The following is a 22,029-nucleotide window of genomic DNA, read 5'->3' as shown; positions in this document are numbered from 1 at the left end:
CCTCGAGTGGTGGTGGGTGGTCAGGCGGTGGCGAGCGCGGGTGCGTCCGCGACGACGGGCTTGGGCTTGGCGAGCTGCTTGGCGACGATGACCGCGACGGATCCCGCGACGGTGCCCACGGCCAGGGCCACCAGGAACCAGATGAGGTTGCCGATCGCGAAGAACACGAAGATGCCGCCGTGCGGGGCCTTGAGCGTGACGTCGAAGGCCATGACGAGGCCGCCGGTGAGCGCGCCGCCGAACATCATCGACGGGATGACGCGCAGCGGGTCGGCCGCGGCGAACGGGATGGCGCCCTCGGAGATGAACGACGCGCCGAGAAGCCATGCCGCGCGGCCGTTCTCGCGCTCCGGCTCGGTGAACAGACCGGGCCGCAGCGTGGAGGCGAGAGCCATGGCGAGCGGCGGCACCATCCCGGCGGCCATGACGGCGGCCATGATGCGCAGCGAGGACGGATCGGCGACGTTGAGGCCGGCGGTGGCGAACGCGTAGGCGGCCTTGTTGACCGGCCCGCCCAGGTCGAAGCACATCATCAGTCCGAGGATGATGCCGAGCACGATCACCGAACTGCCCGACAGCCCGCTGAGCCAGTTGGTGAGTCCGGAGGTGACCGCCGCGAGCGGCCGGCCGAGGAGCAGGAACATCAGCAGCCCGACGACCAGCGACGCGAACAGCGGGATGATGACGACCGGCATCAGGCCCTTGGCCCAGCGCGGCACCGCGATGCGGCTGATCCACAGTGCCGCGAACCCAGCGATGAGGCCGCCGACGATGCCGCCGATGAAGCCGCCTCCGACGAACACCGCCACGGCTCCGGCCGTGAATCCCGGTGCGATGCCGGGCCGGTCGGCGATGGCGAACGATATGTAACCGGCGAGTGCGGGGACCAGGAACGAGAACGCCAGCCCGCCAAGGGTGAACAGCACCGCGCCGAGGTACTGGGCCAGGCCGCCGCTGGGCAGGTCGGTCAGCGAGTTGCCCGCGGCGATCAGGTTGCCGAGGCTCTTCGTCTCGCCGTCGGGGGTGTTGGCGATGTCGTAGCCGGCCAGGAGGAAGCCGAGCGCGATCAGCAGGCCGCCGGCCGCGACGAACGGAATCATGTAGCTGACGCCGGTCAGCAGGATCTGGCGGGTGCGGGTGCCCCAGCCGACGCCCGCCGACGGCGCACTCGCGGCGGCTGTCCCGTCGGCCGAGCCCTCCACGCGGGCCGCGTTCGGGTTGGTGGCGGCGCCGAGCGCCTCGGCGACCATCTTGGCGGGCTCGTTGATGGCGCGCTTGACGCCCGAGGCGATGACCGGCTTGCCGGCGAAGCGGGACCGGTCCTTCACGCCGACGTCGGTGGCGAAGATGACCGCGTCGGCTGCCGCGATGGTCGCCGCGGACAGCGGTGTGCTGCCCGAGGAGCCCTGCGTCTCGACGTGCAGCGTGACACCGGCTTCCTTCGCGGCGGCGACCAGCGAGTCGGCGGCCATGTAGGTGTGGGCGATGCCGGTGGGGCAGGCGGTGACCGCGACCAGCGTGCGCGGCGCGGACGCGGTGGTGCCGTCGGCGGTCGATGCTGCCGGGGTCGTGGCCCCGGGGGCGGCGGTGGCAGGGGCTGCTGCGGAGGTGGCGGGGGTGCCGGCAGACGAGGCGGGGGTGGCGGGTGCGGGGTTGACGACGCCCTCGACGAGGTCGACCACCTCGGCCGCCGAGGAGGCGGCGCGTAGCGAGGCGACGAACTCCTTGCGTACCAGCGCCCGCGCCAGGCTCGAGAGCAGCTTCATGTGCTCGGATCCGCCGGACTCCGGCGCGGCGATGAGGAAGGCGAGGTCGGCGGGACCGTCCGGCGCGCCGAAGTCGACCTTTGGGGACAGCCGGGCGAACCCGATCGTCGCCTCGCCGACGTGCGGGGAGCGGCAGTGCGGGATCGCGATGCCGCCGGGCAGGCCGGTGGCGGACTGCGCTTCGCGCGCCATGGCGGCCGCGATGAGACCGTCGCGGTCGGTGGCCCGACCGGCGTCGGCGAGCCGGCCGGCCAGCAGCCGGATGACGGACTCCTTGTCGCCGCCGGCGTCGACGTCGAGGGCGACCAGGTCGGTGGTGATGATGGGCATGGCGCTACTTCCTCGTGATGGTTCGCCGCTAGGCGGGGGTCTGGGAGCGGGTGAGGGCGTACACCCGGACGGCGTCCAGGTCGATCTGGGCGGGCGCGGGCAACGCCGAGCCGGGCAGTGCTGCGGCGGCGCTGCCGTAGGCGACCGCCATCCGGAGGCGTTGCGGCGGTGGCGCACCGCCGACCTCCGCGCGCAGGTAGCCGGCCAGTGAGCTGTCGCCGGCGCCGACGGTGCTGCGCGGGGTGATCGGCGGCGGCGTCGCCAGCCAGCTGCCGGTCCGGTCGACCAGGACGGCGCCGGCGGCGCCGAGGGTCACCAGCACGGTGCGCGCACCGCGCTCGATCACCTGGCCGGCCGCCGCCACCACCGGATCGGGATCCCCTGCAGCCGCCGCGTTTTCGAGATGCTCGCCCGAGGCTCCCACCAGGCCGGCCAGTTCCTCGGCGTTGGGCTTGATCACGTCGGGCGACGCGGTGCCGAACCGGGCGGCCAGCGCGTCGAGCGGCCGCTCGGAGGTGTCGACGGCGACCTTGCACCGGGCCGTCGTCAGGGCGGCCGCGATCTCGGCGTACCACTCGTCGGGCAGGCCCGGAGGCAGCGATCCGGACAGCACCATCCAGGCGGCGCCGTCGGCGGCGGTGAGTACGGCGCGGGTCAGCGCGTCGCGGGCGGCGTCGTCGAGCGTGGCGCCCGGCTCGTTGACCTTGGTGGTGGTGCCGTCGGGTTCGGTGATCGCGACGTTGGTGCGCACCGGGCCGGCGACCGGCACGCAGCGGAAGGTGACGCCGCTGCGGTGCAGTGCGGTGACGATCGGGTCGGTGTCCGCCGCGGGCAGCAGCGCCACGGCGTCCACGCCGGCCAGCGTCAGCGCCCGCGCGACGTTGACGCCCTTGCCGCCGGGCTCCGACGTCGCCGTGGTGGCGCGTTGTACCGCACCGCGGGTCAGCGGGGCAGCGAGGGCGACGGTGCGGTCGATGCTCGGATTGGGCGTCACGGTGACGATCACGGCCGGCCTCCGGCTCGGACCACCTCGACGCCGCCGTCCTCCAACGCCTTGCGGTCGTCGTCGGCGATCTCGGTGTCGGTGATCAGGGTGTCGACGTCGGAGATGCTCGCGAAGCTCGCGAACTCCTCGCGGCCGACCTTGCTGGAGTCGGCGGCGACGACGACGTAGTTGGCGCACTTCACCATGGCGCGCTTGACGGCGGCCTCGTCGCCGTCGGGGGTGGAGAGGCCGTGGCGGGTGCTGATGGCGTTGGTGCCGATGAACGCGATGTCGACGCGGATGCCGTCGAGGGTGCGCAGCGCCTGCTCACCCACCGCGGCCTGCGTGACGCCGCGCACCCGGCCGCCGAGAAGGTGCAGCGACACCGACGGCAGCGGCGCGAGCCGGGCGGCGACGGGCACCGAGTTGGTGACGACGACGAGGTCGCGGTCGGTCGGGAGGTGCGCCGCGATGCGCGCGGTGGTGGTTCCGGCATCGAGCAGTACGGTGGCACCGCTGAGCGGGAAGAACTCGCCCGCGGCCGCCGCGATGGCGTCCTTGTGGTGGGCCCGGGTGTGCTCGCGCTCGTGCACGCCCTGCTCGACGAGGTGCAGCGCGCGCACCGGCACGGCCCCGCCGTGGACGCGGCGGACGACGCCTGCCCGGTCGAGTGCGGCGAGGTCGCGACGCACCGTCTCGGTGGTGACGGCGTACGCCAGGGCGAGCTCGGTCACCGAGGCGCGGCCCTCGCGCAGGACCTGGGCCGCGATGGCTTCCTGCCGCTCTTCGGCGTACATCGGCCTCCGTCCGTGTGGTTTCGTGGTGAGTGACATGTTGATGTGTGTTGTTTTACTCCTGGGTGTGTTGACTTGTCAACGATTTCGCGTAATCTCGGTCACATGAGCACGACCACGACGTCCACGTCACTCTCGGCCGACCGGGTGCTGCACGGTGTCCCCGCGGTGGCCGGGGTGCAGTACGCCCCGGTGATCCGCCCGGGCGCGCGCCCGCGGCCCGAGGCCTTCCCGGGGGACGACGTCGCCGAGGCCGACCGACCCGTCGAGGTTCGACGGCTCAAGGCCGCCGCAGCGGCGGTCGCCGAGCGGCTGCGGGAGCGCGCCGCGCACGCGACCGGTGTCGCGTCCGAGGTCCTGGCGACCACCGCCACGCTGGCGCAGGACCGGGCCTGGCTGGGTGACGCGGAGAAGCGCATCAACGGCGGTGCCCCGGCGCCGCGTGCGGTGGCCGGCGCTGTCGACAAGATCGCCGATGCGCTCGCCAAGGCCGGTGACCTGATGGCCGAGCGGGTGACCGACCTGCGCGACATCCGCGACCGCGTCATCGCCGAGGTGAGCGGTCTGCCCGAACCCGGTGTGCCGGTTCCGGACCGGCCGTCGGTCCTGTGTGCCGAGGACCTCGCGCCCGTCGACACCGCCGGGCTGGACCCCGCGCTGGTCGTCGCGCTGGCCACCTCGCTCGGCGGGCCCACCAGTCACACCGCGATCATCGCGCGCCAGCTCGGCATCCCGTGCGTCGTGGCGGTCGGTGGTCTCGACGAGGTACCCGCCGGCGTCATGGTGATGGTCGACGGCGGTCTCGGAACCGTCACCGTCGCACCCGACGACGCGACGGCATCGGCCGCGGTGGCCGCCTCCCGCCGCGATGCGGAGGCCGCCCGCAGCTGGATCGGTCCGGGCGCCACCGCCGACGGCCACGCCGTCGCGATCCTCGCCAACGTCCAGGACGGCGCCGCCGCACGTGCGGCCGCGGAGACCGCGGCCGAGGGGGTCGGCCTGTTCCGTACCGAGCTGTGCTTCCTCAACCGCGACAGCGAGCCGTCCGTCGACGAGCAGGCCCGCATCTACGCCGAGGTGCTCGAGGCCTTCGACCCGTCGGCCAAGGTGGTGGTGCGTACGCTGGACGCCGGTTCGGACAAGCCGCTGAAATTCGCCGGTCATGCCGACGAGGCGAACCCCGCCCTCGGCGTGCGGGGCATCCGCATCTCCCAGATCGATCCGGGCATCCTGACGAGGCAGCTGCAGGGCATCGCGGACGCGGCTGCCCGGACCGGCACGGCGCCGTGGGTGATGGCGCCGATGATCGCCACTGCGGCCGAGGCGCAGGCCTTCGCGGCCGAGGTGCGGTCCTTCGGACTCGCCCCCGGCGTGATGATCGAGGTGCCGGCCGCCGCGCTGCTGGCCGACCGCATCCTCGCTCACGTCGACTTCCTGTCGATCGGGACCAACGACCTGACGCAATACACGATGGCCGCCGATCGGATGTCCGCCGACCTCGCGACGCTGACGGACCCGTGGCAGCCCGCCGTGCTGTCGCTGGTCGCGACGGCCGCCCGCGCCGGGGCCGCTGCCGGCAAACCCGTCGGGGTCTGTGGCGAGGCCGCGGCCGACCCGGCGCTGGCGTGCGTCCTGGTGGGCCTCGGGGTGTCGTCGCTGTCCGCGGCGGCGGCGGCCGTCGCCGCGGTCGGCTCGAAGCTCTCGCAGGTGACGCTCGCGCAGTGCCGGGCGGCGGCCGAGGCGGCGCTGGGCGCGTCGAGTGCCGCGGACGCGCGGACCGCCGCGCTCGGCGCGCTTGCCGACGGGGAATAATCGGACTCCGGTCCGGTTGTATGGGGCAGTTCCGATCGAGGAGGTTCCGATGCCCGCCATCACTGCCGACACCCTGACCCTGTCCCGCATCGCCGAGCCCGCGCCGGCGGACACCGAACGGCCGGTCCGCACCATCACCACCGGTCCGCGCGGATACGAAGGTGAGGGCTTCCCCGTCGTCCGCGCCTTCGCGGGCGTGAGCGCGGCCGCGCTCGACCCGTTCATCCACATGGATCAGATGGGTGAGGTGGAGTACCTGCCCGGTGAGCCGCGCGGCACCGACTGGCACCCGCACCGCGGGTTCGAGACCGTCACCTACATGCTGGACGGCCGGTTCGCGCATCAGGATTCGCACGGTGGTGGTGGCCTGATCACCGACGGCGCGACTCAGTGGATGACGGCCGGCTCCGGGATCCTGCACATCGAGACCCCGCCCGCCGAACTCGTCGAGAGCGGCGGCACGTTCCACGGCATCCAGCTGTGGGTGAATCTGCCGAAGAAGGACAAGTTCGCCGCACCCAAGTACCAGGCGATCGAGGGTGGCGAGGTACGGCTGCTGTCGTCCGCCGACGGCGGCGCTCTGGTGCGCGTGATCGCCGGCGAGGTCGACGGGCACACCGGGCCCGGTGCCACGCACACGCCGATCACGTTGGCACACGCCACGATCGAGCCCGGAGCGCAGCTCAACGTGCCGTGGAACCGGGACTTCAATGCACTGGTCTACGTGCTGTCCGGCCGCGGCGCCGTCGGTCCGGTCGCCCGGCCGATCGAGCAGGGCCAGCTCGCGGTGTTCGGCCCGGGCGATCGCATCACCGTCGGCGCGGACGCCGGTCAGGACGCGCACCGACCGGCGCTCGAAGTGCTATTACTCGGTGGAAAGCCGTTGCGGGAACCGGTCTTCCAGTACGGACCGTTCGTCATGAACTCGAAGAGCGAGATCCTGCAGGCCATGGAGGACTTCAACGCCGGACGGTTTGGCTCGGTGCCGCCCGACGCGCTGCGTCCGCACCACGTGTCCTGAGGGCCACGGTGTGCTGAGGGCGCGCTGGGGAGCGGTCCGTGCTCCTCAGCGCGCCGGGGTCGCCGGGGACGGCGCCGCCCCGGCATACAGCAGTTCGAGTTCACCGAGGTTCGCCGCAACGGTCACCAGCGGCAGCGCCGCCGACACCGACAACGCGTCGCCGGACGCCTCGGCTCGCAGCGCGAGCACGAAGTCGTCACCGATCGGCGCGTGCTCGCGTCCCTCGGTCCCGGCCAGGCGCTGGCACACCGCGGCGGTGTGCGCCTCGAGGATGTCGCGCACCCGCGGGTACGGCGTCAATGGCGGCGGCACGACGTCGGCGATGAGTTCGGCGGCGTTGCGCAACCGGATCGCGCGGTTCGCCGCGTGGATCACCGGCGCGCGCCCGTCGGTGGTGCCGCCGCTCTCCGAAAGGTATTGCCGCACGGCGTCATCGAGGGTCCGCGAGGCGGTCATCGCGTCGTGGCCCAGGGCGAAGACCCGGTCGGTGGCGGCCTCCGAGGCGCCACGCGTGACGCGGCGCACCGCGGCGGTCAGATACACCGAACCCGCCGCGAGCGCGGCGTCGACGGCCCGCGTGACCGACGCCTTCGCGCCACGCGGCCACAGCAGCACCGACACCACCACGCCGACGAGCGCGCCGACGACGACGTCCTCGACCCGGATCAGGCCGACGCTCCACCCCGTCGGCACGATGAGGTTGAAGATGATGAGCACCATCATCGTGAACATGGCCTGTCCCGCGACGAACGACGCCACCCCCGGCACGTAGGCGGAGCCGAACGCGACGATCGGCAGCGCCAGCCACATCACCACCGGTTCGACGCCGAGGAGTTCGATGAACGCGATGCCGAGCAGGAATCCCAGGACGGTGCCCGCGACGGCCCGCACCACGCGCGTCCCGGTGGTCAGCGCGCTGCTGCGCAGCACCGACATCGCGCCGAGCACCACCCAGAACCCGTGTTGGACGGGGAAGACGTGGGTCACGGTCACCGCGAGCGCCAGACCCAGCCCGGTGCGCAGGCTGTTGCGTACGACCACCGCGCGGGTCGCGACGAACCCCGTCGTCAGGTAGGCGACGGCCTCGGACTCCGACAGCACCCGATCGGCGGCGCCGGTCTGGGGCATGCGGCGGCCCAGCACCCGTGCCCACACCGGGCGGGCGTCGGCCGTGGCCGCCAGGCCGATGATCCGTCCGGTGGCGCCGACGGCGGCCGAGATCGTGCGTCGCGTCAGCAGGACGCGTCCGACGCCGATCGCCGCCGCGTCACTGGTCTCGCCGAGGATCTCGACGATGTCGTCGCGGTACCGGCTCTGCGCCACCTCGCGCTGAGCGGCCAGGGCGGCGTCGAGATCCGCCCGGTGGGCGTCACGGCCGGCCGACGGTGACGTGGTGAGCACGCGAGCGGCGTCGCGCAGGACGCGGGTGACCGGGTCGCGCATCTGCGCGAGCAGCCGGCCGCTGTCGTCGGTGACGCGATCGCACAGCCACTGCAGGTCGTCGACCACCCGCACCAGCGCCCGCGATCCCGCGGTCAAGGCGACCGGCCGGAAGTCCGCGCCCAGGAAGTTGGCCCGCAGCGCACTCATCGCCGTCGTCAGGTCCTCGGCGGAGGCGCGGCCGTCGAGGCGGTCGGCCAATGTGCGGCACACCAGCGCGGCGTGCCGCCGCAGATCGTCGTGATGCAAGGGCGGCAGCAGGAACAGGGCCGCGGGGACCGCCACCGCGAGCGCGATGCCCCACCCCAGCAGACGGTCCGGGATGGGTCCCGGCGGCGTACAGACCGGCAGGACGAACGTGAGCAGCGTCGAGCGCTGCCCCGCCGCCACGGTCTCCGACAACACCCCGGAGAACGTCACCGCCACGGCGAGGACGAACATCGTGGCCACCGCGAGCCAGGGGATCGTCGACACCAGCGAGCCCAGCGTGATCAGGACCGCGCCGTTGAAGCCCAGGCCGCCGTAGGCGACCGCCCGTGCCGCGCGGTTGCCCGGGAAGTCGACCGTGATGAGCAGCGCGACCGTCCCGAAGATCGCGAACATCGGTGTCTGCGAACCGTTCCCGATCACGAAGCCGAGGGCCGCGGTGATCGGCAGCACGATCGCCGCGCGGACGGCGCGCCGCAGGGCGTCGTGCTCGGGGTCCCGCTCGGCCATCCGGTCGCGCAGGCGGCGCCACGGATCGGCCGGCATGCACCGGATGGTAGACGGGCGATCAGTCCGGGTCGGCGGTGACGGCGAAGTGGCGCTCCTCGAGCGCGATGAGCAGCCGGTCGGCGATCCACCTCAGGTGCGCGGGGACGCGCGGCAGCGTCGACTGCTCACACCCGATCAGGAGGTACATCGCGGTCGTCGCGAAGCGGCGGGCCTGCTCGTCGTGGCCCATGACCTCGACGCCTGCGGTGAACAGCATGTCGAAGCGCTGGGCATCGACCTCGGCCTGCACCGCGTGCACCGCGGGGTCGATCGAACTCCACACCCGGATCGCGGCCTCGGCGCCATAGGGCAGCATCAGAGCCTCCTCGACGAGGATCTCGATGCGCCGCCGCGGGTCGGGTTCGGACTCGACGAGCGTCGCCACGCGGAGCGTGCGGGTGGTGACCCAGTGCCGGACGAGTTCCTGGCCGAAGGCCGACCAGCTGCTGAAGTAGTGGTAGAACGAGCCGGTCGTCACGCCCAGCCGGGTGCACACCTCGGCCAGTTTGAGGCCGCCGTAGCCCAGGTCGGACAGCACGTCGAGCCCGGTGTCGAGATACGACTCCCGTGAAATGGTTCCCCCCATGCGAGCACCATAGTTCGGCCGGCGCGGGCGCCGTCGTGGCGGTGGCTGACGCGTGTGTCAACGGGCGGTTGGTCAGAAATTCGTCATCCGCCCAGCGAAATGCCGAGCCAATGGCGGCGATCAGTTTGCTAGCGGCGGGTTTCTCAGGCTTCCGCAATCATTTCTGCATGGAGCTCTAGGAGGCGTGTGGCACAATTTGACCGTGCCGTATACCGCGACCCGAGGTCCAGGACGCCCGCCAGCAGCCAAGGCGGCGGAGACCCGCGAGCGCATCATCCGCGCCGCACGGGAGGTTTTCAGCGAACTCGGCTACGACGCTGCCACTTTCCAGGCGATTGCTATCCGGGCCGACCTCACCCGCCCGGCGATCAATCACTACTTCGCCAGCAAGCGCGTGCTGTACAGCGAGGTGGTCGAGAAGACCAACGAGATGGTCGTCGCTGCGGGCATGGCGAAGGCCGAGGTCGAGACGTCTCTGTTGAAGCGGTTGTCCGCGTTCTTCTCCGCGGCCATGCAGGCCGATTCCCGGGACCGGTCGGCGGCGGCCTTCCTGGTCACGTCGGTGCTGGAATCGCAGCGCCACCCCGAACTCAGCCGTGACGAGCACAACTCGCTCAAGACGTCGCGGGCCTTCGTCACCTGGGCCGTGACCGACGCGATCGAGCGCGGCGAGCTGACCACCGACACCGACGTGCCGACCCTGGTCGAACTCCTCGTCGCCGTCATGTGGGGCATGGGCTTCTACGCCGGGTACGTCGGCGGGCACGACGAACTCGGCATCATCGTGGAGAAGCTGGAGCTGCTCCTAGCGAACAAGCTCTGGACGCTGTCGGAGTAACTCCGTCGGCCACGGCGCCGCGTTCCACGTTCGCGCGGTCCAGGACTGCTTCGCTCCATCCTCTAGCGAAGCTAACTTCTTTCTCCTAGCATCGGCATCGATGAGTTCTCTGCGCTCGCACGACGACACCTGGGACATCGCCACCAGCGTGGGCTCCACTGCCGTGATGGTGGCTGCCGCCCGCGCTCGGGAAACTCGGCGCGACGCCCCGCTGATCCGCGATCCCTTCGCCCAGATCCTGGTGGACGGCGCCGGTACCGGCGTCTGGGAGTACCTGCTCGACGACGGCTTCGTCGCCAAGGTCGCCGGCGCCGGCGACGAGGGCGCCGAGGTGGCCCAGGTGATCGAGCACATGGGCAACTACCAGGCCGTTCGCACCCACTTCTTCGACGACTTCTACGCGACGGCCGCCGCGGCGGGCATCCGGCAGGTCGTCATCCTGGCCTCCGGACTGGACTCGCGCGCCTACCGGCTGGACTGGCCGGCCGGCACCGTCGTCTACGAGATCGACCAGCCGAAGGTGCTGGAGTACAAGGCGGCGCGCCTCGCCGAGCACGGCGCGACGCCCACTGCCGAACGCCGCGAGGTGCCCGTCGACCTGCGCGTCGACTGGCCGGCAGCGCTGCGTGCCGCCGGATTCGATCCGGCCGCCTCGACGGCCTGGCTCGCTGAGGGCCTGCTCATGTACCTGCCCGCCGACGCCCAGGACCTCCTGTTCGAGCGCGTCACCGAGCTGAGCGCGCCCGGCAGCCGGATCGCGGTCGAAACGGTCGGCGTGCACTCCGAGGAGCGCCGGGCGCGCATGCGAGCCAAGTTCGACGCGCTGATGCAGAAGTTCTCCGGCGAATTCGGCACCGACCTCGCCCAGCCGATGGACGTCGCCGAGCTGATGTACAACGACCCCGACCGTGCCGACGTCGACGCGTGGCTCGACGGGCACGGCTGGACGGCGTCGAGCGTGACGTCGGAAGCGGTGATGCGCGACCTCGACCGTTGGGTGCTGACGGAGGAGACCGACGAGGACTCGTTCTCCGAGTTCGTCGTCGCCGAGCGCCGCTGAGCGTCACGCGCGGTCCGACAGCGGCCTGGCGCGATCCCTGTTCACCAACCGGGTGGTTGGTTACCATCGGTCCATCGCCAGGGTCGCCAGACGACGCCGGGGTCAGAGAGGACTTGAGATGACGACCGAATCCGTCGCGCCGCCCACCTCGGACACCGGTGCCGCTGACATCCCGAGCGTCGTCGCGCGGCTGCGGACGACCTTCGCCAGCGGCCGCACCCGCAGCATCGAGTGGCGCCGCCAGCAGCTGCGAGCCCTCGAGCGGCTGGTCACCGACAACGAACCGGCGATCGCCGAGGCGCTCGCCTCCGACCTCGGCCGCAAGCCCTTCGAGTCCTGGCTCGCCGACGTAGCGAGCACCGCCGCCGAGGCCCGCGACGCCGCGAAGAACGTCGCCAAGTGGAGCAAACGCAAGCACCGGCTGCTCGAGTTCTCCCAGCTGCCCGGGCGCGGCTGGGTGGAGTACGAGCCCTATGGCGTCGTGCTGGTGATCGGCGCCTGGAACTTCCCGTTCGCGCTCACCCTCGGACCGGCCGTCGGCGCGCTGGCCGCAGGCAACGCGGTGGTGCTCAAACCCTCCGAGGTGGCGCCCGCGTCGTCGGCGCTGATGGCCGAACTGGTGCCGCGCTATCTCGATCCCGACGCCGTCGCGGTCATCGAGGGCGATGGTGCGGTGAGCCAGGAACTCATCGCGCAGGGCTTCGACAAGCTGTGCTTCACCGGCGGCACCGAGATCGGCAGGCGCGTGTACGAGGCGGCGGCGCCGCACCTGACGCCGGTCACCCTCGAGTTGGGCGGTAAGAGCCCCGTGATCGTGGCGGCCGACGCCGACGTCGACGTCGCCGCCAAGCGCATCGCGTGGACCAAGCTGATCAACTCTGGCCAGATCTGCATCGCACCGGACTACGTCATCGCCGACGCGTCGATCCGCGACCAGCTGGTCGACAAGATCCGTGCCGCCGTCGAGGCGTTCGAGGCCGGTGACACGTCGGGCAAGCGCATCGTCAACCAGCGCCACTTCGACCGGCTGGTGTCGGCACTCGCCGCAACGAAGGGCACCGTCGCCGTCGGCGGCGGCTCCGACGCCGGGAAGATCACGATTCAACCGACCATCGTGGTGGATCCCGCGGTCGACGAACCGCTGATGCGCGACGAGATCTTCGGACCCATCCTCCCCATCGTCACCGTCGAAAACCTGGACGAGGCTATCGGTTTCGTCAACGCGCGGCCCAAGCCGCTGGCCGCCTACCTGTTCACCAAGGCGAAGTCGGTACGCGAGCGGGTCATTCGCGAGGTGCCGGCCGGCGGCATGCTGATCAACCACCTCATCTTCCAGTTCGCCACCACCAAGCTGCCGTTCGGCGGCGTCGGACCGTCGGGCATCGGCGCCTACCACGGCAAGTTCGGCTTCGAGGAGTTCAGCCACCGCAAGTCGGTGCTGACCAAGCCGACCCGACCCGACTCGAGCGCACTGATCTACCCGCCGTATACAGATAAGGCGTGGAAGCTGGCACGCAGGCTCTTCTGAGCCGCACCCGGCCGCCGGCTCAACCGAGAGAGGAAGTTCATGCCCGGAGTGCAGGACCGCGTCATCGTCGTCACCGGAGCCGGTGGGGGGCTCGGCCGTGAGTACGCGCTGACCCTGGCCCGCGAGGGTGCCATCGTCGTCGTCAACGACCTCGGCGGCAGCCGCGACGGCACCGGTGCCGGCCACAACATGGCCGACCAGGTGGTCGACGAGATCAAGGCCGCCGGTGGGCGCGCCGCCGCCAACTACGACAGCGTCGCCGAGCCCGAGGGCGCGGCCAACATCATCAAGACGGCGCTCGACGAGTTCGGCAAGATCGACGGCGTCGTGAGCAATGCGGGCATCCTGCGCGACGGCACCTTCCACAAGATGTCGTTCGAGAACTGGGACGCCGTGCTGAAGGTGCACCTCTACGGCGGCTACAACGTCATCCGCGCCGCGTGGCCGCACTTCCGCGAGCAGGGCTTCGGCCGCATCGTCGTCGCCACCTCGACCAGCGGCCTGTTCGGCAACTTCGGCCAGGCCAATTACGGCGCGGCCAAGCTCGGCCTCGTCGGCCTGATCAACACGCTCGCCCAGGAGGGCGCGAAGTACGACATCAAGGCCAACGCGATCGCCCCGATCGCCGCGACCCGCATGACCGAGGACATCCTGCCGCCCGAGGTGCTGAAGAACCTGACGCCGGAGTTCGTCGCGCCGATCGTGGCGTACCTGTGCACCGAGGAGGTGCCCGACACCGACTCGATCTTCATCGTCGGTGGCGGCAAGGTGCAGCGCACGGCGCTGTTCCAGAACGAGGGCATCACGTTCTCCGAGCCGCCGTCGGTGCAGGACATCGCCGGCAAGTGGGGCGACATCACGGATCTGTCGGCGGCGAAGCAGGCGGCGTTCAACCTGCGATGAGCGCTCGCGCGAAGAGCCGAGCGGCCCGATGAGCGCTCGCGCGAAGAGCCGAGTGTCGCGATGAAAGCGCTTCAGACGCAGTCGCTTTCGGGACCCGAGGGACTGGCCTACACCGACGTCGAGGACCCGGCGGCCGATGCCGGCGTGGTCATCGACGTCGGTGCGGCCGGTGTCTGCTTCCCCGACCTGCTGATGCTGCGCGGTGAGTACCAGCTGAATTTGGACCCGCCGTTCATCCCGGGGGTCGAGGTGGCGGGCACCGTCCGCTCGGCACCGGAGGGTTCGGGATTTGCCGTTGGGCAACGTGTTTCGGCATTCAGTCCGCTGGGCGCGTGGGCGGAGCGCGCCGTGGTGCCCGCAGACTCCGTGGTCCCGACGGCCGACGGGCTCGACGACGGCGCTGCGGTCTGCCTGCTGGGCAACTACTACACGATGCTGTTCGCGCTGCAGCGCCGCGGCGGACTTCGCGCCGGCGAGACGGTGCTGGTGCTGGGCTCGGCCGGCGGGGTCGGCACGGCGGCGATCCAGATCGCCAAGGCGCTGGGCGCCCGGGTGATCACGATGGTGCACCGGCCGGGCGCCCGGGACTTCGTCGAGTCGCTGGGCGCCGACGTCGTGCTGCCACTCACCGACGGGTGGGCGCAGGCGGTACGCGATCACACCGACGGCCGCGGTGTCGACGTAGTGGTGGACCCCGTGGGCGGGGAGGCGTTCGACGACGCGGTCCGTGTGCTGGCGCTGGAGGGCCGGCTGCTGGTGATCGGGTTCGCCGCCGGCGGCATCCCGACCGTGAAGGTGAACCGGCTGCTGCTGCGCAACGTCAGCGTGGTCGGCGTGGGGTGGGGCGAGTTCGCCGGCCGCACGCCGGGCGCCCAGGCCGAGATCGGCCGGGGCCTGGCGACGTTGGTGGCGGGCGGTCTGCGGCCGCCGCCTCCGGTGCGGTACCCGCTGGCCGACGGCCGCGCCGCGCTCGAGGCGCTCGCCGCGGGGGAGATCCGCGGGAAGCTGGTGCTCGAGCCGTGAGCGGCGACCGTCCGAAGGCGCTGGCGTTCGACGTCTTCGGCACGGTGGTCGACTGGCGCTCCAGCATCATCCGGGAACTGGCCGAGTTCGGTGCGGAGCGCGGCGTCGAGCGCGATTGGGCGCGGTTCGCCGACGACTGGCGGGCCGGGTACCCGGCGGCGATGGACCGGGTCCGCAGCGGTGAGCTGCCGTGGTCGACGATCGACGTGCTGCACCGGCTGATCCTCGACGACCTGCTGGCGGCGGCGGACCTCGGCGACGTCCCGGACGCCGAGCGCGATCACCTCAACCGGGCGTGGCACCGGCTGGACCCGTGGCCGGACAGCGTGCCGGGCCTGACGCTGCTCAAGACGTCCTTCGTCATCACGACGCTGTCGAACGGCAACGTCTCCCTGCTGACCAACATGGCGAAGCGGGCGCGGTTGCCGTGGGACTGCGTGATCTCCGCCGAGCTGTTCCGGCATTACAAGCCGGACCCCGAGGCCTATCTCGGCTGCGCCGCACTGCTCGACGTGGCGCCGTCGGAGCTGATGCTGGTGGCCGCGCACCCGTCGGACCTGCGGGCCGCGCGCGACGCCGGGCTGCGGACGGGGTACGTCGCACGGCCGCTCGAGCGCGGCCCGGGGACGCGTCCGCCGCGGGTGGCCGACGGCGAGTTCGACGTCGTCGCCCAGGACTTCGTCGATCTGGCCCGGCGCCTGGGCGTCGCGACTCCGTAGGCTGCGGGCATGACGTCGGTCGGGCTCGTCCTCGTCGCGGTGGCCATCGCCGTCGGCATCGTCGGCGTGGTGATCCCGCTGCTGCCGGGCACGCTGCTGGTGTTCGCGGCGATCACGGTGTGGGCGTTCGTCGAGCAGACCGTCGCGGGCTGGGTGACCCTCGGCGTGGTGGCCGTGGTGCTGGGCGCGACGCTGCTGATCAAGTACCTGTGGCCGGCCAAGCGCATGCGCAACGCCGACGTCGGCACCGCCAGCCTGTTCGCCGGGGCGGTGCTGGGCATCGTCGGCTTCTTCGTCATCCCGGTGCTGGGCCTGCCGCTGGGCTTCGTGCTCGGCATCTACCTCGCCGAACTCGCCAAGCGCGGCGACCAGCGCCGGGCCTGGGCATCGACGGTGCACGCCCTGAAGGGCGTCGCGCTGTCGGTCGGCGTCGAGCTGTGCGGTGCGCTGCTCGCGACGGTCGTCTGGGTGGTCGGCGTCCTCGTCGGCTGAGGGCTGGGGGTGGGGCGGCGCCGCTGGTTGGGTGTTCGCGAGATCGACACCAGGGTCGTGGTAGTCGCCCGCAGCACGACCCTGGCGTCGATCTCGCGGTGACAACGGCGGCGGCGATGGGGTGCGGGACGGGATTGTCGCGAGTTGTCGCTCAGAGGTGGGCATTCGAGAAAGACTCCCGCGCGTCCGCGCCGGCGCCATCCCGGCAGAAGCGCCGGCGCGGGACCGCAGCACGCTCGACGAGCGGGCCGGGCGGATACCGATCATGATGAGTACCGCCACACGTGCAGCGACGACGCAGCAGAGGAGCCCCGGTGTCCGAAACGAAGATCACGGTCATCTACGACAACCCCACTGATCCCGACGCCTTCGAGGCCGCCTACGAGGCCGAGCAGCTCGAGGCCGCGCGCAAGATCCCCGGCCACGTCCGGGTCGAGACCTCGAAGGTGTGGCCGAAGGAGGACGGCTCGCCGACGCCGGCCTACCGGATGATCGACCTGTACTACCCGGACTACGACTCGGCGAGCGCCGCCGTCGCGACCCCGGAGGCCGGGGCGTTCTTCGAGGCGATGGGCCGGCTGTCGACCGGTGGCGTCCGAGTGCTGTTCTCCGACATCGAGATCGCCCAGCACTAGACGTCCGCAGTGAGTGCGGGCGTAGCGTGGACGTCGTGTCCACGGAACTCTCCCTCGCCCTCGTGCAAGACGCCGCGCCCGGCTCGCTCGACGAGTTCCGTACCCGCATGCGTGGCCTGGTCCGGCAGTACCCGCGGACCGAGTTGTTCGTCTTCCCCGAGCAGCATCTGCTGGGCGCGTTCGACGTGTTCGATCAGTCCGACCTGGCGCGGCACGCGGAGCCGCTGGACGGCCCGACGTGCAAGGATCTCGCGGGGCTGGCCGCCGAACTCGGCGTCTGGCTGACCCCGGGCAGCATCTTGGAGGCCGGCGACGACGGACTCGTCTACAACACGATGGTGGTCTTCTCGCCATCGGGTGAACTCGCGGCGAGCTACCGGAAGATCTTCCCGTGGCGGCCCGTAGAAACCGTGCAACCGGGCGCCGACTTCACGACGCTGCGGGTCGGCGGAGAACGCACCGTCGGACTGATGGTGTGTTACGACGCGTGGTTCCCCGAGGTCTCGCGCCAGCTCGCGTGGATGGGGGCCGACCTGCTCGTCAACGTCGTGCTGACCCCGACGGCCGATCGCGAGCAGGAGGTCGTCCTGGTGCAGGCCAACGCCATCGCCAACCAGGTGTTCGTAGCGAGCGTCAACGCCGCGGCGCCGCGCGGGCAGGGCCGAAGCCTGCTGGTCGACCCGCAGGGGCGCATCCTCGCCTCGGCCGTCGGCGCCGAGTCCACCGTCCTGGCGGCCACCATCGACCTCGACGAGGTCCGCCGCACCCGCGAGTACGGCACTGCCGGGGTCACCCGTCCGTGGTCGCAGTTCGCCGACACCGACGCACCGATCGACCTGCCGATCTACGGCGGGCGCATCGACCCGCGGACGTGGGAGCGCCGACGCTGACCCCGGGAGCTCAGCCCAGCAGTGCCGCGCGCAGCCGCGTCAGCTGATCGTCGGTGACGCCGATCGCCGCGAGATAGCCGGCGAGCGAACCGTATTCGGCGGTCACGGTGCGCCGCGCGGCGTCGAGGTACTCCTCGCGCACGCCCAGCACGCCCTCGGTGAGGCGTGCCTCGGCGAACGTCACGATCTCCGGCGTGGCGTCCTCGCCGGCACGCGTCCGGATCGACTCCAGGATGCGGTCGCGGAGCTTCGGCACCGCTGCGTTGCTGCGGAGGAAGTCGGTGAGGATCGCCTCGCGCCCCACCCCGGCCGCCTCCAGCACCGTCGCCACGGTGAACCCCGTGCGGTCCTTGCCGGCGAAGCAGTGCGCGATGAGTGGCCGCCCGTCGGCGAGCGTCGCGACCACCTCGCGGATCGCGACGTGCGCACCCGGCAGCGTCGGAAAGCGTTCGTACTCCTCGGTCATGAACCGGGCCGCCGCCACCGAGACGTCCTCGTCGTCGGGCTTCTCGGTCATCATCCGCTCGAAGCTCTGCTCGTGCGGCGCATCGGCCGCCGCGGCGCCCGAGGCCGCCAGCTCGTGGAAGGGCAGCAGATGCACCTCGACGCCGTCGGGCACCAATCCCGGTCCGCGGCGCTCCAATTCGCGCACCGATCGCAGATCCGCCACGTCGGTGATGCCGTAGGCCGCCAGCGCGGCGCGGCCGGTGTCGTCCAGTGCGCTCAGCTCACTGGACCGGAAGAACCGGCCCGGCCGGATGCCGGTCTCCTCGGCGACGTCGCGGAAGTTCCAGGCTCCGCTCAGCTCGTCGCCGGTCGAGACCACTAGTGACCCGCCGTGTGCACCAGACGGCACGCCGCCTCGGCGAACGGTGACTTCTCCGCGCCCAGCTCGGCGCGGGCGATCGTCCGCATGTGCACCTCGTCGGGACCGTCGAACAGCCGCATCGCGCGGTGCCAGGCGTAGAGCCGGGCGAGCGGCACGTCATCGCTGACGCCGGCGCCGCCGTGCACCTGGATGGCCCGGTCGATCACGTTGCACGCCATCTGCGGCGCGACGGCCTTGATCTGCGCCACCTGCTTCTGGGCCTCGCGGCTCTTGTTGCCGTGCTGGTCGATGGTCCACGCCGCCTTGTGGCACAGCAGACGCGTCTGATCGATCTCGTTGCGGCTCAACGCGATTTGCTGCTGCACCACGCCCTGCTCGGCCAGCGGCTTGCCGAACGCGATCCGCGTCTGAACGCGGTCGACCATCAGCGCCAGCGCACGCTCGGCCACGCCGATCGCCCGCATGCAGTGGTGGATGCGGCCGGGTCCGAGCCGGGCCTGCGCGATGGCGAACCCGCTGCCCTCCTCGCCGAGCAGGTTGGCCACCGGCACGCGCACGTTGTCGAAGCTGATCTCGCAGTGCCCGTGCTGGTCCTGCCAGCCGAACACCGGCAGCGAACGCTCGACGCGGACCCCGGGGGTGTCGACCGGCACCAGGATCATCGACTGCTGCTGGTGGCTCGCCGCGTCGGGGTTGGTGCGGCCCATGACGATGAGGATCTTGCAGCGCGGGTCGGCCACGCCGGTGATCCACCACTTGCGGCCGTTGATGACGTAGTCGTCACCGTCGCGCAGCATCGTGGTCTGGATGTTGCGTGCATCGCTCGAGGCCACCGCGGGCTCGGTCATCGCGAACGCGCTGCGGATCTCGCCCGCCAGCAGCGGCTCGAGCCACTGCGCGCGCTGCTCGTCGTTGGCGAACAGGTGCAGCGTCTCCATGTTGCCGGTGTCCGGCGCCGCGCAGTTGAGCACCTCGGGGGCGATCTCCCCGCTCCAGCCGGAGAGTTCGGCGAGCGGCGCGTACTCCAGGTTGCTCAGCCCGGACTCCGACGGCAGGAAGAGGTTCCACAGCCCCTCGGCCTTGGCGAGGGACTTCAGCTCCTCGACCACCGGCGGGACGGTGTGGTCGTCGGGCCCCATCTGGCGCCGGTAGGCCTCGTAGGACTCCTCGGCGGGGAACACGTGCGCCGTCATGAAGGCCGTCAGCCGGTCGTAGTAGTCCTGGCCCTTGGCCGACATCGCGAAGTCCATGCGGCCACGATATGACACCCGTCGAGTCGGCCTTCCGGCACGTCAGGCTCGGGTGTCGGCCGCCAGCACGGTCACGTCGCCGGTGCTGCCGTCGACCTCGATCATCGTGCCGGTCACCAGCCGCGACGCCGCGCCGCGGGCGTTGACGACGCACGGCACGCCGAACTCGCGGGCGACGATCGCGGCGTGCGACATGTGCCCGCCGAGTTCGGTCACCACGGCCGCCGCGTACGCGAACGCCGGCGTGTAGCCGACGTCGGTGACCTGGGCGACGAGGATCTCCCCGGGCTCGAGGTCGTCGATGGTGTCCGGGGTGACGACGCGTACCCGGCCGCGGGCGGTGCCGGCACACACGCCCATGCCGTGCAGCACCTCGCCGCCGCCGAGCGTGCCGGCGACCTCGGTGGGCGCCCACGTTCCGCTGAAGGCCTCCGGCGGGACGATCCGCTGCAGCGCCTCCTGTTCGGCGCGGCGGCGCGCGACCACGCCCGCAAGATCGGTGGGCGGCGCGTCGAGTTCGTCGACCAGGAGGTAGAAGACGTCGTCGACGTCGGTGAGGGCGCCGGCGTCGACGAGCCGGCGGCCATAGGCGCGCAGCAGCCCGCGCAGCAGCCAGATGGTGCGCACCATGCGATCGCGGCGCACCTCGCGGTCACGCAGCTGACCCGACGCCGCCGCCGCGATCGGCCGCACCCACAGCGGAATGTCCGGCGGCGGGGGTGGCTGCCACGGCGGCAGCTCGAGGGTCTTGGCCACCATGCGCAGCAGCAGCCGCGGATCGTCGGCGAACGACGCGCTGCGCATCTCCACCTCGCCGGGCCCGCGGTGGCCGATCGCGTCGATCTCGCGGGCCAGCTGCGCGGCGAACTCCGGCGATGCCTCGGCGAGCGCCTCGAGGTCGCCGGCGCCGAGCAGCCCCGCCACCCGCGGGTCGCGGCGCGCCAGGGCGGCCAGGCGATGGACCGCGCCGAGGGACTGCGCGCTGGCCACGTCCGCGCCCGCGGCGGGCAGCACGTCGCGGCCGCACAGGATCCGCAGGATGACGCCGTAGGCCGTGCACACCAGGATCGACGCGGACGCGAGCACCCAGGCGTGCACCACGTGGTCGCGGGCCAGGACGATCAGCTCGCGCAGCCGCTGATCGTCGAGATCGGCGACGCCGGCGGACTGGGCCTCCAGCCGGGCGACGTCGCCGACGAGGTCGCGGGTGTCGCGCCCGGAGCCCGCCGTCAGGCCCACCAGGTTGTTGGCGAACGTCACGACGCCGACCAGGTGTCCGGGCAGCGTGCGCCGCTGCACGGGCGGCAGCTCGTCGCCGAACAACGGGAGCCCCTCGACGGTGCGGCCGAAGAAGCCGTTGATGATCATGTCGGGGTCCACCAGCGGCACGGTCTGCGCCATGAAGTGTCCCGAGGTGATGCCCGCGTAGAGCCGGTGTCCGAACACGCCGGTGGTGCGCTTGCTCATCTCGGTCTGCACGGCGCCACCGGGACGCAGCCGCTGCGAGATCACCAGTGCCGCCGCCCGCGTGCCGCGCACCGTCACCGACGCCGACGACGGCGAGAACGGGCCGGGCAGCGCCTCGGAGAGGTTGGTGGCGACGAACGCCGGGAAGCGCGGATCGATCGGGGTGTCGAATTCGCCTGCGAAATCGGCACGTCCGGCCGGAACCGGCGCGATGCCGTCCTCGGCGGGGGTGTCGACGGCCGGGATCTCCCGCACCCTCGGCAACCGCCACGGCAGCGCGACGAGCCGTCCGCCGACCGCGAAACGGGCCCGCACCACCAGCGCGAAGTCCGCCACGCACGCCTCGGCCGACCACGACGGTGCCACGACGGGCGGCCCGTCGAGCCACGGCCCGAACGCCGGCGGTGACGGCGCCAACCCGAGCGGCACCCGCACCAGCGGCCGTCCCACCGCCGAGGCGATGGCGCGCAGCGTCGTGTGCCCCGTGCCGGCCACCTCCGGCGAGCCGCCGACGCCGCCGTGCAGCACCGCGTGCACGTAGGCGCGCGCCAGGTCGTGCGGATGCACCACCTGCAGCGGCCGGTCCACCTCGTCGCCGGAGTACAGGTGCACCGGCCGGGCGAACAGCCGCAGCACGGCGTCGTCGGGATCGCGGCCCAGCACCAGCGGGTGCCGCACCGCGACGCGGCGCGCGCCGGGGGCCGCGTCGGCGTCCGCACCGCACAGCGCGACGACGTCGAACACCGCCGCCGGATCGACCGCGTCGACGAATCGCACGGTGCCCGGCCAACTCTCGGGCCGGCGCGCACCGACGCCGGTGACGTCGTGCCCGAGGCCCGCGAGGCGCAGTGCCACCCCGCGGCCGACGGGCCCGTCGGCGCCCGTGACGAGGACCCTCATCGGAC

Annotated in this window: 19 protein-coding genes; 11 read left to right on the top strand and 8 right to left on the bottom strand. The window is 71.9% G+C overall.

What is annotated here, in order from left to right; genetic code table 11:
* Nucleotides 1-20: 20 nt before the first annotated feature.
* Genes FZ046_RS05635 through FZ046_RS05625 form a run of 3 tightly spaced genes read right to left on the bottom strand, consistent with a single transcriptional unit; the run spans nucleotide 21 to nucleotide 3,878 of the window.
* Nucleotides 21-2,096 carry a PTS fructose transporter subunit IIABC gene (locus FZ046_RS05635; RefSeq protein ID WP_070356082.1) on the bottom strand — a complete coding sequence of 692 codons (2,076 nt, stop codon included), beginning with the start codon at nucleotides 2,094-2,096 and terminating at the stop codon, nucleotides 21-23.
* A gap of 28 nt (nucleotides 2,097-2,124) precedes the next feature.
* Entirely contained in the window at nucleotides 2,125-3,102 is a 978-nt protein-coding gene (locus FZ046_RS05630; protein ID WP_070356083.1) for a 1-phosphofructokinase family hexose kinase, read from the bottom strand.
* Complete coding sequence (locus FZ046_RS05625) at nucleotides 3,099-3,878, bottom strand: DeoR/GlpR family DNA-binding transcription regulator (RefSeq protein ID WP_070356084.1); 780 nt, start codon at nucleotides 3,876-3,878, stop codon at nucleotides 3,099-3,101. Before FZ046_RS05625 ends, FZ046_RS05630 begins: the two co-directional genes overlap by 4 nt.
* A 102-nt stretch (nucleotides 3,879-3,980) precedes the next feature.
* Between FZ046_RS05625 and FZ046_RS05620 the strand changes: the two genes are divergently transcribed.
* On the top strand, nucleotides 3,981-5,687 hold the full coding sequence (locus FZ046_RS05620; protein ID WP_211372267.1) for a putative PEP-binding protein: 1,707 nt from the start codon (nucleotides 3,981-3,983) through the stop codon (nucleotides 5,685-5,687).
* Nucleotides 5,688-5,736: 49 nt separating this feature from the next.
* A complete protein-coding gene (locus tag FZ046_RS05615) occupies nucleotides 5,737-6,708 on the top strand; it encodes a pirin family protein (protein ID WP_070356118.1) in 972 nt (323 codons plus the stop codon).
* 45 nt (nucleotides 6,709-6,753) lie between these two features.
* On the opposite strand, the gene FZ046_RS05610 is transcribed toward FZ046_RS05615, so the two are convergent.
* Together FZ046_RS05610 and FZ046_RS05605 are read right to left on the bottom strand one after the other, a co-directional pair.
* Nucleotides 6,754-8,901: an FUSC family protein gene (locus tag FZ046_RS05610; RefSeq protein ID WP_070356119.1), complete on the bottom strand. Its 2,148-nt coding sequence runs from the start codon at nucleotides 8,899-8,901 to the stop codon at nucleotides 6,754-6,756.
* A 22-nt stretch (nucleotides 8,902-8,923) separates the two neighbouring features.
* On the bottom strand, nucleotides 8,924-9,490 hold the full coding sequence (locus FZ046_RS05605) for a TetR/AcrR family transcriptional regulator (protein WP_070356120.1): 567 nt from the start codon (nucleotides 9,488-9,490) through the stop codon (nucleotides 8,924-8,926).
* Nucleotides 9,491-9,692: 202 nt separating this feature from the next.
* Here FZ046_RS05605 and FZ046_RS05600 point away from each other — a divergent pair, with 202 nt between their 5' ends.
* The 9 genes from FZ046_RS05600 to FZ046_RS05560 all read left to right on the top strand — a co-directional run bounded on the left by FZ046_RS05600 (nucleotide 9,693) and on the right by FZ046_RS05560 (nucleotide 17,578).
* On the top strand, nucleotides 9,693-10,328 hold the full coding sequence (locus FZ046_RS05600; RefSeq protein ID WP_070356121.1) for a TetR/AcrR family transcriptional regulator: 636 nt from the start codon (nucleotides 9,693-9,695) through the stop codon (nucleotides 10,326-10,328).
* Between the two features lie 100 nt (nucleotides 10,329-10,428).
* Complete coding sequence (locus tag FZ046_RS05595) at nucleotides 10,429-11,388, top strand: class I SAM-dependent methyltransferase (protein WP_070356122.1); 960 nt, start codon at nucleotides 10,429-10,431, stop codon at nucleotides 11,386-11,388.
* A gap of 118 nt (nucleotides 11,389-11,506) precedes the next feature.
* Complete coding sequence (locus FZ046_RS05590; protein WP_070356123.1) at nucleotides 11,507-12,916, top strand: aldehyde dehydrogenase family protein; 1,410 nt, start codon at nucleotides 11,507-11,509, stop codon at nucleotides 12,914-12,916.
* A gap of 39 nt (nucleotides 12,917-12,955) precedes the next feature.
* Nucleotides 12,956-13,819: an SDR family oxidoreductase gene (locus tag FZ046_RS05585; protein WP_070356124.1), complete on the top strand. Its 864-nt coding sequence runs from the start codon at nucleotides 12,956-12,958 to the stop codon at nucleotides 13,817-13,819.
* A gap of 60 nt (nucleotides 13,820-13,879) precedes the next feature.
* The gene (locus FZ046_RS05580) at nucleotides 13,880-14,842 is read left to right on the top strand and encodes an NADPH:quinone oxidoreductase family protein (protein WP_070356125.1); all 963 of its coding nucleotides are present in this window, start codon (nucleotides 13,880-13,882) and stop codon (nucleotides 14,840-14,842) included.
* A complete protein-coding gene (locus FZ046_RS05575; RefSeq protein ID WP_070356126.1) occupies nucleotides 14,839-15,561 on the top strand; it encodes a haloacid dehalogenase type II in 723 nt (240 codons plus the stop codon). The genes FZ046_RS05580 and FZ046_RS05575 overlap by 4 nt, the downstream gene beginning before the upstream one ends.
* A gap of 9 nt (nucleotides 15,562-15,570) precedes the next feature.
* Nucleotides 15,571-16,053, top strand: a complete 483-nt coding sequence (locus tag FZ046_RS05570) for a DUF456 domain-containing protein (RefSeq protein WP_070356127.1) — start codon at nucleotides 15,571-15,573, stop codon at nucleotides 16,051-16,053.
* A gap of 314 nt (nucleotides 16,054-16,367) precedes the next feature.
* Complete coding sequence (locus tag FZ046_RS05565) at nucleotides 16,368-16,688, top strand: EthD family reductase (protein ID WP_070356128.1); 321 nt, start codon at nucleotides 16,368-16,370, stop codon at nucleotides 16,686-16,688.
* 35 nt (nucleotides 16,689-16,723) lie between these two features.
* A complete protein-coding gene (locus FZ046_RS05560; protein ID WP_070356131.1) occupies nucleotides 16,724-17,578 on the top strand; it encodes a carbon-nitrogen hydrolase family protein in 855 nt (284 codons plus the stop codon).
* 10 nt (nucleotides 17,579-17,588) lie between these two features.
* On the opposite strand, the gene FZ046_RS05555 is transcribed toward FZ046_RS05560, so the two are convergent.
* Genes FZ046_RS05555 through FZ046_RS05545 form a run of 3 tightly spaced genes read right to left on the bottom strand, consistent with a single transcriptional unit; the run spans nucleotide 17,589 to nucleotide 22,024 of the window.
* Nucleotides 17,589-18,404, bottom strand: a complete 816-nt coding sequence (locus FZ046_RS05555; RefSeq protein WP_070356129.1) for a tyrosine-protein phosphatase — start codon at nucleotides 18,402-18,404, stop codon at nucleotides 17,589-17,591.
* Nucleotides 18,404-19,657 carry an acyl-CoA dehydrogenase family protein gene (locus FZ046_RS05550; RefSeq protein WP_083298583.1) on the bottom strand — a complete coding sequence of 418 codons (1,254 nt, stop codon included), beginning with the start codon at nucleotides 19,655-19,657 and terminating at the stop codon, nucleotides 18,404-18,406. Before FZ046_RS05550 ends, FZ046_RS05555 begins: the two co-directional genes overlap by 1 nt.
* Nucleotides 19,658-19,699: 42 nt before the next feature.
* Nucleotides 19,700-22,024: a PEP-utilizing enzyme gene (locus tag FZ046_RS05545; RefSeq protein ID WP_149484204.1), complete on the bottom strand. Its 2,325-nt coding sequence runs from the start codon at nucleotides 22,022-22,024 to the stop codon at nucleotides 19,700-19,702.
* Between the last annotated feature and the right edge of the window lie 5 nt (nucleotides 22,025-22,029).

The organism is Mycolicibacterium grossiae (assembly GCF_008329645.1).
Lineage (GTDB): Bacteria > Actinomycetota > Actinomycetes > Mycobacteriales > Mycobacteriaceae > Mycobacterium > Mycobacterium grossiae.
Note: the sequence above shows the minus strand (reverse complement) of the source record. Positions and strands in the feature narration are given on the sequence as shown.

Coding starts and splice junctions, on each gene's coding strand:
- FZ046_RS05635 (WP_070356082.1), bottom strand. CDS start 2,096: ATGCCCATCATCACCACCGACCTGGTCGCCCTCGACGTCGACGCCGGC.
- FZ046_RS05625 (WP_070356084.1), bottom strand. CDS start 3,878: ATGTACGCCGAAGAGCGGCAGGAAGCCATCGCGGCCCAGGTCCTGCGC.
- FZ046_RS05620 (WP_211372267.1), top strand. CDS start 3,981: ATGAGCACGACCACGACGTCCACGTCACTCTCGGCCGACCGGGTGCTG.
- FZ046_RS05615 (WP_070356118.1), top strand. CDS start 5,737: ATGCCCGCCATCACTGCCGACACCCTGACCCTGTCCCGCATCGCCGAG.
- FZ046_RS05610 (WP_070356119.1), bottom strand. CDS start 8,901: ATGCCGGCCGATCCGTGGCGCCGCCTGCGCGACCGGATGGCCGAGCGG.
- FZ046_RS05605 (WP_070356120.1), bottom strand. CDS start 9,490: ATGGGGGGAACCATTTCACGGGAGTCGTATCTCGACACCGGGCTCGAC.
- FZ046_RS05595 (WP_070356122.1), top strand. CDS start 10,429: ATGAGTTCTCTGCGCTCGCACGACGACACCTGGGACATCGCCACCAGC.
- FZ046_RS05590 (WP_070356123.1), top strand. CDS start 11,507: ATGACGACCGAATCCGTCGCGCCGCCCACCTCGGACACCGGTGCCGCT.
- FZ046_RS05585 (WP_070356124.1), top strand. CDS start 12,956: ATGCCCGGAGTGCAGGACCGCGTCATCGTCGTCACCGGAGCCGGTGGG.
- FZ046_RS05580 (WP_070356125.1), top strand. CDS start 13,880: ATGAAAGCGCTTCAGACGCAGTCGCTTTCGGGACCCGAGGGACTGGCC.
- FZ046_RS05570 (WP_070356127.1), top strand. CDS start 15,571: ATGACGTCGGTCGGGCTCGTCCTCGTCGCGGTGGCCATCGCCGTCGGC.
- FZ046_RS05550 (WP_083298583.1), bottom strand. CDS start 19,657: ATGGACTTCGCGATGTCGGCCAAGGGCCAGGACTACTACGACCGGCTG.
- FZ046_RS05545 (WP_149484204.1), bottom strand. CDS start 22,024: ATGAGGGTCCTCGTCACGGGCGCCGACGGGCCCGTCGGCCGCGGGGTG.